Source organism: Kangiella geojedonensis (assembly GCF_000981765.1).
GTDB classification, from domain to species: domain Bacteria; phylum Pseudomonadota; class Gammaproteobacteria; order Enterobacterales; family Kangiellaceae; genus Kangiella; species Kangiella geojedonensis.
In genome coordinates this window covers 1,210,607-1,221,866 of record NZ_CP010975.1, presented here as the reverse complement: position 1 = coordinate 1,221,866, position 11,260 = coordinate 1,210,607, and the positions used below count along the sequence as shown (strand labels likewise).

General features: G+C 43.1%; 6 protein-coding genes. All 6 read right to left on the bottom strand.

The window, feature by feature from the left end; translation table 11 throughout:
- Positions 1–96: 96 nt before the first annotated feature.
- The 6 genes from TQ33_RS05360 to TQ33_RS05335 all read right to left on the bottom strand — a co-directional run bounded on the left by TQ33_RS05360 (position 97) and on the right by TQ33_RS05335 (position 11,212).
- Positions 97–2,286 carry a carboxy terminal-processing peptidase gene (locus TQ33_RS05360; protein WP_046561147.1) on the bottom strand — a complete coding sequence of 730 codons (2,190 nt, stop codon included), beginning with the start codon at positions 2,284–2,286 and terminating at the stop codon, positions 97–99.
- Positions 2,287–2,466: 180 nt separating this feature from the next.
- Positions 2,467–3,645, bottom strand: a complete 1,179-nt coding sequence (locus TQ33_RS05355) for an acyl-CoA dehydrogenase (RefSeq protein ID WP_046561146.1) — start codon at positions 3,643–3,645, stop codon at positions 2,467–2,469.
- A gap of 190 nt (positions 3,646–3,835) precedes the next feature.
- Positions 3,836–6,328, bottom strand: coding sequence for a S8 family serine peptidase (locus tag TQ33_RS05350; RefSeq protein WP_046561145.1), 2,493 nt, complete (start codon positions 6,326–6,328; stop codon positions 3,836–3,838).
- A 123-nt stretch (positions 6,329–6,451) separates the two neighbouring features.
- The gene (locus tag TQ33_RS05345; RefSeq protein ID WP_046561144.1) at positions 6,452–7,087 is read right to left on the bottom strand and encodes a response regulator transcription factor; all 636 of its coding nucleotides are present in this window, start codon (positions 7,085–7,087) and stop codon (positions 6,452–6,454) included.
- 2 nt (positions 7,088–7,089) lie between these two features.
- Positions 7,090–7,818 carry a sensor histidine kinase gene (locus TQ33_RS05340; protein WP_046561143.1) on the bottom strand — a complete coding sequence of 243 codons (729 nt, stop codon included), beginning with the start codon at positions 7,816–7,818 and terminating at the stop codon, positions 7,090–7,092.
- A complete protein-coding gene (locus tag TQ33_RS05335; protein WP_046561142.1) occupies positions 7,805–11,212 on the bottom strand; it encodes a serine/threonine-protein kinase in 3,408 nt (1,135 codons plus the stop codon). Before TQ33_RS05335 ends, TQ33_RS05340 begins: the two co-directional genes overlap by 14 nt.
- Between the last annotated feature and the right edge of the window lie 48 nt (positions 11,213–11,260).

Below are 11,260 nucleotides of genomic sequence, written 5' to 3'. Positions count from 1 at the left end.
TTAGTCACAATCATAAAATATTAATAATTCCTTGTACAATAAAAAAGCCTTAACTATTTGTTAGCTAAGGCTTTTGCATAAACCAAGTTTTTGGTATTAGATGTCTTTGTTTGCTTTCTCAAATGCTGCAATAAGCTCTGGTTTTGCCTTAATAGCGATTAAGTCAGCCAAAATGTTCGCTGCCTCTTTCAATAAGACATCAGGCTCATCTGTGCTTTCTTCCTCAGAGCTAGTATCTTCTTCGTTCTCTTGTTCATCCTCAAGCTCTGCCAAAGGCTCTAATCCTTGCATTTTCCTCTTGATGTTTTCGCGCTGCAAACGAAGTGTGTCATTCTTCTTTTGCTTAGCAAGGCGCTTTTCATAGTTTAGTGAAACGACTTTGTTGTCACGTTCAACTTTAGCTCGCTCGATATCGTCTACAAAAAATGCAAATTCCTCATTAGACTCCTTACGCTTTTCATGGCGATACTGAAGGTATGGCATGAACTCACTAAGCTCACCTGCTCGCTCAAAACTTGCCGAATCGATAGTATCCCACTCTAGAGCATTGTCATACGAACTCTCACCATACTTTTCAGGATCGAAAATCGTTGGGAATTTAATATCTGGTTGCACCCCTTTATTTTGAGTACTTTCACCAGTCACGCGGTAATACTTTTCAATGGTAAGCTTTAAGGCTCCGACGTTAAGTTCTGGGTTGCGTAAATAACGGTTCAAATCAGCAATACTCTGCACGGTACCTTTACCAAATGTATTGTCGCCAATAACTAAGCCTCGGCCATAGTCCTGGATTGCTCCAGCGAAAATCTCAGAGGCAGACGCACTCGAACCATTGACCATGACCGCTAGTGGTCCATCGTAGAGCGTTACACCATCTTCGTCTTCTAAAACTCGTAATTGCCCGCCACTGCTTTGACCTTGTACTACAGGACCTTTATCAATAAAAAGTCCAACGAGGTTGACCACTTCGGTTAGCGAACCACCGCCGTTATTACGTAAATCAATAATAAGACCATCAATCTCGCTTTCTTTCTTCAACTTTTTGATTAAACGAGCAACGTCTTGAGTCGTGCTGGTAGTCTCTTTGCCTTCCTCTCCTTCACGAGCCGCTGCTTCTGAGTAGAAAGAAGGCAATTCAATAATGCCTAAATTAACGTTTTTACCGTTTTGCTCAACTTCAATGGTATTTGATTTGGCCGCTTGGTCTTCGAGTTTAATCTCTTCACGAACAATTCTGACCACTTTAGGCATTCCATCACCGGCTTCGGTATATGGAATAATTTGTAATCTTACGACAGTTCCGGCTTCGCCACGGATTAGATCAACAACATCGTCATTTCTCCAACCAATCACATCCACCATTTCTCCTTTATCACCCTGAGCAACACCAATCACTTTATCGTTCTTGTGGATTTGACCTGACTTTTGTGCTGGCCCTTTGTTCACCACAGAAACGATCTTAGTAAACTGGTCTTCTTGTGTTAAAACAGCACCAATACCCTGCAGTTTAAGGCTCATATTGATGGCGAAGTTTTCAAAGCGACGAGGCGTATAGTAAGAAGTATGAGGATCAATTGCAGAGCTCACGGCATTCATAAAATAGCCGAAAACGTCTTCGCTGTTAGACTGCGATAAACGTCTAATGGCAGAGCGATAGCGGCTGTTCAGCTTTTCTTTTATTTCTTCGTCAGTTTGCTCTGCTAATTTTAAATTTAGAGCATCATTTTTGACCCGCTTACGCCAAATATCATTCAGCTCAGCTTCGCTGGTAGCCCAATCTGCCTCTGTTCTGTCGTAAACATAATTTTCGTCTTTCTCGAAATCCAAGGGCTTCTGAAGTAACTTCAGAGCATACTGATAGCGTTCGCGATAACGCTGTTCAAATATTTCGAAAAAGGAATAGGCAACTTCAATTTTTCCCGTTCTAAGGGCATCATCGAGTTTATCTTCATAAACTTTTAGTTGCTCAATATCACTTTCATAAAAGTAACTGCGGTTGGGATCAAACGTTTTAATGAGTTGCTTGAACGTTTCTTTGGATAACTCATCATTGAATTTAGGGTGTGAGTAATGGCTTTGGTTTAATATAAAAGCTATCAAACGTCCTGTTTCACGAAACTTAGTTTCCGGCTCCATGTCCAGACTTGCTGGTGCAGGTAGCGAGTACACTTCTTCGTGTAATGCCTTATCAAATTTCTTAGGAGATTTGTCGGCACCAGCGTCTGCCACTGCGCCAAAAGAAATACTTAGGGTGAATACGGCTAACAGCCACTTCTTATCTATCATTCAATAACCTTTGTTTTATTGCCACCGTCTTACAAATAGACTGCCTTACACTCCTAAGGTTGCGTAAATTTACGTAAAAAACAAGTCTTATAGTGTTAAAAAGTGTGATTATCCTAATTCTCATACGAAAAAAGGGCTCAACGAGCCCCTTTTGTATAAAATTCAAACACTACAAAGTTATTACATGAATGCTTGCAGGCCTGTCTGTGAGCGTCCTAGGATAAGCGCATGGATATCGTGCGTACCCTCATAGGTGTTCACAGCCTCTAAGTTCATCGCATGACGAATAACATGGAACTCATCGCAAATACCATTACCACCATGCATATCACGTGCCATACGGGCTATATCGAGCGCCTTGCCACAAGAGTTACGTTTCACTAAAGAAATCATTTCTGGTGCAAATCGTTTCTCATCAATTAAACGCCCCACACGTAAAGCCGCCTGTAAGGCAATGGTGATTTCCGTTTGCATGTCAGCCAGTTTCTTTTGGAATAACTGAGTTGCGGCCAGAGGTTTATTGAACTGCTTGCGATCTAATCCATATTGGCGAGCAGCGTGCCAGCAGAACTCAGCAGCACCCATAGCACCCCAAGCGATACCATAACGTGCACGATTCAGACAACCGAATGGCCCTCTTAAGCCTTTAACTTCAGGGAACATATTCTCTTCAGGTACAAACACACCATCCATAACGATTTCGCCGGTTGTAGAGGCTCGTAGAGAGAATTTACCATCAATTTTAGGTGCCGATAGACCTTCCATGCCTTTTTCAAGGACAAAGCCACGGATATCACCTTCATCATCTTTCCCCCACACCACAAAAACATCGGCGATTGGTGAGTTGGTGATCCACATTTTAGTGCCGCTCAATGAATAACCGCCCTCTACCTTTTTAGCACGAGTTTTCATGCTGGCAGGATCTGAGCCTGAGTCAGGTTCTGTCAGACCAAAGCAACCGACCCATTCGCCCGTAGCGAGTTTAGGTAAGTATTTTTCCTTTTGAGCCTCAGTACCGTACTCATTAATGGGATGCATGACTAAACTTGACTGAACAGACAGCGCCGAACGATAACCGGAGTCTACGCGCTCTACTTCACGCGCTACCAAACCATAGGCAACGTAAGATGCGCCGGCACAGCCGTAGCCATCAATTGTCGAACCAAGTAACCCAAGCTCACCTAATTCCGTCATAATTTCACGATGGAAGTGTTCATGGCGATTAGCCTCAAGCACACGAGGCATCAACTTATTTTGGCAATAGTCACGAGCGGTATCACGAATTAATCGCTCTTCTTCCGTTAACTGCTCATCAAGTAGTAGGATGTCATCCCAATGTTCTAATAAGGCTTTAGACATATTCGTTTTAGTTCTAATAAATGTTGAAAGGAATATACGCAATCTTAGCAAATTTAACCAGTTCATAGCGACTGGTCTGATGAGAGCCCAGTGAAGACTGCTGTAAGCATAAAAAGCCAGCTAGAAAGCTGGCTTATGAGAATAAAAAAACCGTCCCTGGCTAAAAGCCTCCCACTGGAGATTTAAATTCTTAATTGCTTTGCGACAAGTAGTAACGGCTCATTGCTACCGCAAAGTCTGCGCGGCTCATCAACTCTTGAGGAGAGAAGTGAGCAACGATAGTAGGCTCTAGGTCAAACGGTCCTTGCTCAACACTGAAGCTTACTCCTAGCACACCACGGTCAATCGCATGCTGTACATAATGCTTAAGACCTTCTGGAACCATATCTTGGTCAGCAATGACAACTCGCTCATCACCAAATGTTGCTGTTAGGTTGGTGCCATCGTAACTAGAGTCAACGCCTTCTAAACCTAGTGACTGCATTAATGAATAAGCCACGTCAAGCTTGCTGACTTTTCCTTTAGGGTCAAAGGTTGAGGCGCTACCAGACATTACAGGAGCTTGTGTTTGCTCACGGTCTTTTAATGCGCCACCCGTCTGCGTCACAGCGTTGACACTTGCTGAGTTAGCAGCTTTGACATCAATAAATGTTTTGTCCGCAGCGTCATTCGACTGACGGATACCCGCACCTAGTGTCAGGAAGTCAGCCATTTCAGCACGAGTTAATAAACGATCCGGTTTGAAGCCATTGGCAGTACCATCAACCAGTTGCTCGCTTACCGCATGCTCAATGAAGCCTTGCGCTGGGTGACCTACAACATCATCTAGACCAACAAAACCATCAGTACGAATCATTTTGATATTCGCTTGGATAGTGCCTGGAGCAGCGTAACCATTAGTCACACCTGCTGGGTCAAGAGCAACGCCAGATACAGAACCAATACCGCCTGCTTTAATAACCCACTCGCCTGGCTCGCCAGGAGCAACGACAGCAATGTTTTCACCCAATACTGGAAGAGCAATGCTTGAACCATAACGCTTGCCTGTAGGGCTGGTTAACGTAAGAGCAACGGTGTTATCAGGAACTTGTGCACTCGCCATAACCAGTGAAATATCACCGTCTACGTTGAAAGTTGTTCCAGGGTTATCTCCTGCTGGAGCAAATGGAACGCTAGTCGGAAAGTCACGCGCTAAAGACGTTAATGAAGCCGCGTTGAAGTCACGGTTAATCTTGGTCGTTTGACCAAAATCTTGGCTTTCTTCAAGGACTGCTTTTACTGCTGCATATGCGTTTACATAACCCGCACCAGCTTCCCATGGCTCTAGACCAGGCATGTTAGTAGCGGTATTTTGAAGAATGCGTTTCACATCTCTCCAATTCAATGAAGGGTCAGCTTCTAGCATCAAAGCAACTACGCCAGAAATATGTGGCGCTGACATTGAGGTACCACTAGAGTGTGTATAGTAAGGAACTTGTGCTGGCGGTAGTAAATCAATATCACTATCAATACTTAACCATGAAGTACTGCCTAGCGATGCACGAGCTGAAGCAATATCAACACCTGGCGCTGTGATAGTTGGGCGATCAACCCATTCAAACGTTTCGCCGTCTATTTCAACGGTGCCGCCCTTACCTTTCACGCCTCGTGAACTGAAATCTGCTAAATTACCATCTTTATCCCCTGCCGCAACGGTTACGACCCATGGTGCTTTTTTGAAGTTACCTGTAATAGTACCTTCGCCGTTACCTGAGTTACCGGCAGAGAACACAACGATGACGCCGTTATCACTTAGTTTCTTAGTGATGACGTTTGTTGGATGGTCTGGGTTGAAGTCAGAGCCAACATCACTAGTACTACCGAAAGAGTTCGAAATCACACGGATGTTGTACTCGAATTGATGACTAAGCGCGTAATCAAAGCCGCCAAGCGTATCTAAAATAAATAAACCAGCGCCAGAACCATAACCAATGATTTTAGCACCAGGAGCAACACCTTCTTGCTCACCGCTCGACATACTACCATTACCACCGATAGTACCTGCAACGTGTGTACCATGACCGCCACCGATATCAGTGTTGGCGATGTTCTCTTGATACGTAATTGGAGCTAGATCGCTAAACGAGCGTAAGTTAGTTTGTGCTAACACGTTTTGTACAACGTGGTTAGGATATTTTAGGTCTGGGTGAGTTCCATCAACACCAGAATCATTAACTACAACACCAATACCACGGCCTGAGAATGGCATGCCTTGACTACGTAAGCTTCTATCAGCACGTAAGCGATCCACACCCGTGATTTGTGTTGCGCCTTGGTTGTCATAAGTCAATTCAGAGTTATGCCATACCGAGCGAACGTCATCTCGTGAATAAATCGCATCAATTTGTGATTTTGTGGCTAAAAGACCCACAATAGGAACATTCTGTAAGCTCACTCCCGAAGTAACGCCTAGCTGTTCTAGTGCGTTTAACTGAAGAGGTGATGCAGGACCTTCGCCTTCAAAAGTAACAATGACCTCAAACACTTCAGCTTCAGATGCTGTAGGAAGCATTTCGCTTAATTGAGGACCTAGTGATTTTGCTGACAAGCCTAAAGAAGTGACGCCAAGTCCCGCTGCAAGCATTGCTGCCTGTAACGGTTTTGATTTAAAAAGTGATGTTGTTTTCATGTTTTGTTTACCCATTTAGTAATTCCTAAATGAGCATGCCATGAAACAAGATGAGCTGGGTATCGGGGAAAACCCCTAGAAAAATTATCGTTACTACCTAGTTAAAGAGGTACGACCAATATTCTTTGAAAAGTCCTTTTAGATCAACAATTTATGCTGCGCCGCATACTTAACTAATTCCGCAGAATTTGCCACCTTGAGCTTGTCCAAGACTTTGCCTCGATGGTTTTCAGCAGTTTTAACGCTGATGTCGAGAGCTTTAGCAACTTCTTTGGTGGTTTTACCATCGACCACAAGGTGAAAAACCTCACGCTCGCGTTTGGTCAAATTCTTGTATGGATCACTCCATTTGTCTGGCTGCGTGTATTGGTTGGCCAATACTTGAGCGGCATATTGACTGTAATAACTTTTTCCACTAGCCAGTGTTTTGACTGCTTGGATTAATTCCTCACTTGCACTATCTTTTAATAAATAGCCTGATGCTCCGGCTCTTACCATGTGAATGACATATTCTTCTTCTTCATGCATGGTTAACACTAATATTCGACAATCGGGAAGCTTTTGATGGATACGTTTTACCACCTCCATACCGTTTAACTCAGGCATACTAATATCGATAACAGCAATTTGTGGCTCTAGCTCGAATGCTTTCTCGACCGCCTCAACACCGTTGGACGCTTCTCCAACCACCATGCAGTCATCATCTTTAGCAAGAATACTGACCAAACCTTGCCTCAATATAGTGTGATCATCGGCTAGTAGCACACGGATCATAGTTAGTTATTCCCCACTAGTAACATTTTAATTTCACTGCCCTCACCAAGTTTTGATTGAATCATTAATTGCCCACCAAAGGCAGCAACGCGATCTTGCATCGCAGATAAACCAAAACCATCGGGCCCTAAAGCAACTTCGGTATCCATACCAACGCCATCATCAGTAACTTTAACCATTAATAAACTCGGTTGAGACACAACCTGTACTTTGATATGTTCAGCCTCAGCGTGCTTAATCGCATTCGTAATAGACTCTTGAACAACACGAAATACCAATGTTTGAGTTTCCCCATCAAGCTCATGAGATAACTGAGTTTCTAACGCAATATCAGCTTTTTCTTCCTCACGCATAACTCGTGTTAACCATTTAAGCGCAGGCTCTAAACCTAAATCATCTAAGATTCTTGGTCGCATCAGTCGAGAAATTTTTCGTGTATCGCTTAAAGCTTGACGAGCCAAATCCAAACTGTCGTGCAAGCTTTTTAAAGTCTCATCAGACGCTTCTTCTTTGGCAGTCAACTCAATTTGGTTGATTAGCGCCGTAAGTAGCTGCCCAACACCATCATGTAATTCGCGTGCAATATGTTTACGTTCATCTTCTTGTACACGCCAGACTCGCTTAGCCAGGCTACGCATTTGAGTGTTGCCGCTGGCTAAATTTTCTGCAATTTGATTTTGTTTAAGACTTAACGCATCAAGCATCTTGCTTATTTCATCATTCTTTGTCATTGACTTGCTCCATAAAAAAATCATCTTTCGATTGATCTGCTGAAAAATAACGTCCTTGCAATGAAATAATATGTTGCTGTTGTTGCTCTGGTAATTGTTGTTTTAATTCGGTAAAACTTTTTAACGCCTTTAGTGCACTTTCGCGGGCTTTTTCTGAATTTTTTATCATGCCGTAATAAATACTTTCTAATCGTTCTATTTGATAATTTCTCCAGTAAGTACCAACGCCACGCTTTAGCATAGTTAATTGGTCTAATACCGTTTTTAGCGCCTCATCATCACCGGATTGTGCATGGTAGTAGCCCAACAGAATGAGTTTTCTCAGTAAGAAATAGCGATGTAAGTCTAAATCATACTGGTCAAACTCTTGACTAACCACTAAAAACTTATCGCTCGCACCTTCCTGCATTGTGTTACTGAATAACAGCGCCTCTAGCTGAAGAACTAAGCTCTCCAGCGCCGCTTTTGAAGTCACTTGCTCAAACTCTTGATTCGAAGCAATTGGCAAGTCATCGCCTTGATATAAGCTTAGCCTTGAAGCCAACGTGTTGTAGATTAATTGTTGAGAACGATTTTTTTCTTGCTCCATGAGAGGCATCAGTTCCGCTAGAATCGATTCTGCCTGTTGGTATGCGCCAGTAGATATAGACCAGTCGGTCAACCACAATCCAAACTCCACCTGCCCTCGTACATCTTGGCGATCTTTAAGCTCAGTTTTAATATCATTGAGTTGTAATGGAGGCTGCTCAAAATTGCCTTGCAAGAAAGCAATTTTTGCGAGATAAGCTTGTGCAACAATGGTTTCTTCCGTCAGGTTCAACTCTTCAGACTTCTCTAAAGCAGACTGATACATGCGGTAAGCCGATTGCCAATTGCCCTTTTGTAACTCAAGCTGTGCCATGTTTTCATTAACACGAACCACGCCTACCGGGTCATCAACCTTTTCATAATAAGCTTTAGCTTGTTCCCAATAAATAGTGGCTTGCTCTTCATCGGAAAGTAGGAAGAAAATATAAGCGACATTATTCAGGCTTTCAGCTTTCAACCAATCATCATCAAGCTTCATACGAATACTCAGAGAAGATTGAAAGTGCTCCAATGCTTTCGAGTATAGACCTTGCTCCTCAGCAATGACCCCGAGTTCATTAAATAAGTCAGCCTGTTTTACAGCGTCGTTTCTAGACTTGTTTGTTTCTAATGCTTGTAACAAGTTTTGCTCTGCTTGTTGATACTCACCTTTTACCGCGTAAACAGAAGCTAAGTTAGAGAGACTTGTAACAATACCCCGAGAATCATTCACCTTTTTTCGGTCGGTCAATCCTTGCTTGTAATAGTCCAAAGCCAGATCCAGCTGCCCCAGGCGATGATGGGCAACACCAAAGGCATTAAGCACATCACCTTGAAGTTGAGTATTTTTAAGCTTCTTTGCAGTGACTAAGGCTTTTACCAAATAATTATCAACTGCTTCCTGAGTCTCTCCCTGCCAGATAGCAACTTTTGATAGTTCATACCAGGCTATAGGGTGATTCTCGTCGCTTTCTACAACGGTAATTAACTCTTGCTTGGCCGTTTCAAGTGACTGCTGCTGGATAAGAAGCTGCGCTAGTTCTAGACGAATATCACTATTGTTTGGAAGTCGTTGTAAAATGCTGCGATAAGTCTCTATGGCTGAGTCAATGTCGCCAGCCAGCAACTGTAGTTCTGCTTGCGCCTGATTACGAACCAGTGAGTTTTGTGGCGACGTTTCTACTGCTTTTTGAAATGCAGATTCCGCTTCTAAAATACTGCCTATCGATGCTTCAAGCTGCCCTAGTAATAGCCAGCCTTTACTGTACTCAGCCTCAGAATTTAATAATTTCTCTAGCAGCTCCTTTGCTCTAGCATCCTCGCCATTTTTCAACAGAACTTCTACCTCAGAAATAGTTTCAAGGTGAACACCTTGAGGAAGGTATAACTCTGTATCAAGAGATTCCAGTCCAAACTGTTCATTCACAGCAACGACCAATGACGAAAACTCTTGCGCTAAACTTTCCTTGTTCGATTGGAACTGGATAATATCGGACGTTTCGACCGTGTTACCAGCCACTCGTATTAACTCAGCATTAACTTGGTAGCGGTTGGGGCCAATTGGAACTAATTTGGTGTTCAGCAAGTAAGTGCTCTGCGTAAGATCACTAATGACTTTTAGTTTTTGTTCATCCAAAGGTGTTTGATAGCCGAGCAAATCCATAGTCTCTCGTGAACGCTCGTACCCCACAATTCTTAAGTCTGAAATTTGGGAGAGTTCATCGGAGAGCAAATGTGGTAAGCCATCAATTAACCAGGCTTCCGCCGATTTGGTGTCAAAAGGTAACACAGCTAATGACTGCACACCCTCTTGTTGCGCCTCTATTAATTGCTTAGCGCCTATCAGCTTCTTTCCCCCCAAATTATCAGCACGAAAAAAGTATAGCCCTGATGCAATCAAAGCCAATAACACTGTAGCTACGCTGATAGCTGTTAGCTTTGATTGTCGACTCATACCCTTATCTTGGCTTGCATCAATGAGCTTTCTTGCTTCTGAAGCAGTTTTTGGTCGTGAATCCGCCAAGGGAGCGATGCAGCGTTGTACAAGCTTTTCGTATCGGGTAAACCTTTTCTCAAACTTAACTTTTTGTGACGAAAGCTTTTCTTTAATCAGCTCTTCTTGAGTTTGGGCATGGTATGGCAGCTTTTTTGTAATCAGCTCATACAGGATCAAGCCGAAAGCATAAATATCAATCGACGCTACTGATTTGCCTGACTCAAGGTACTCAGGGGGTGAATACAGCGGTGTACCTGTGATGACAGCAGAAGCCTTATCACCCACCGCGCTAGCGATCCCGAAATCAGCAATATAAAGATGCTGATTATTATCAATTAGGATATTCTCTGGCTTGAGATCTTTGTGGCTAATGGCTTTAGATTCTGTGACCTCTAACGCAGACAAGATCTGCCCGGTAAAGTCATTTAGGGTCTCTTCGGTGACTGTATGTTGCTCTATCCAGTCTTTTAACGTATCCCCTTGAATCCAGTCCATGGTGATAAAGTGGATATGCTCATCTTCATAATACTCATGAACGCGGACTATATTGGGATGCGACAGTTGTCGAAGTGTCAGAATTTCATTCTTAAATACGCGTAAGGAAGCTTCAGATACTAGGTGCTGGTGAAGCACTTTAATAGCGACATTGGAGTCAAGCTGTAAGTCTGTAGCTTTATAGACGCATCCAAACCGACCACAACCCTGAAGTGATTGAATTTTAAAACGCCCCACCAAAACAGAGTCAGTCTCGAGGGTCGCTGGTTTGGATAATATCTGCGTTTCTTTTAACGAACCGGACTTAGTATTTTGATCTAAGTCATCATGCCCCATTAATCTGCGCTCCTGTGGCTAATAGCCAAAAATAGTAGTTTTCAGGAA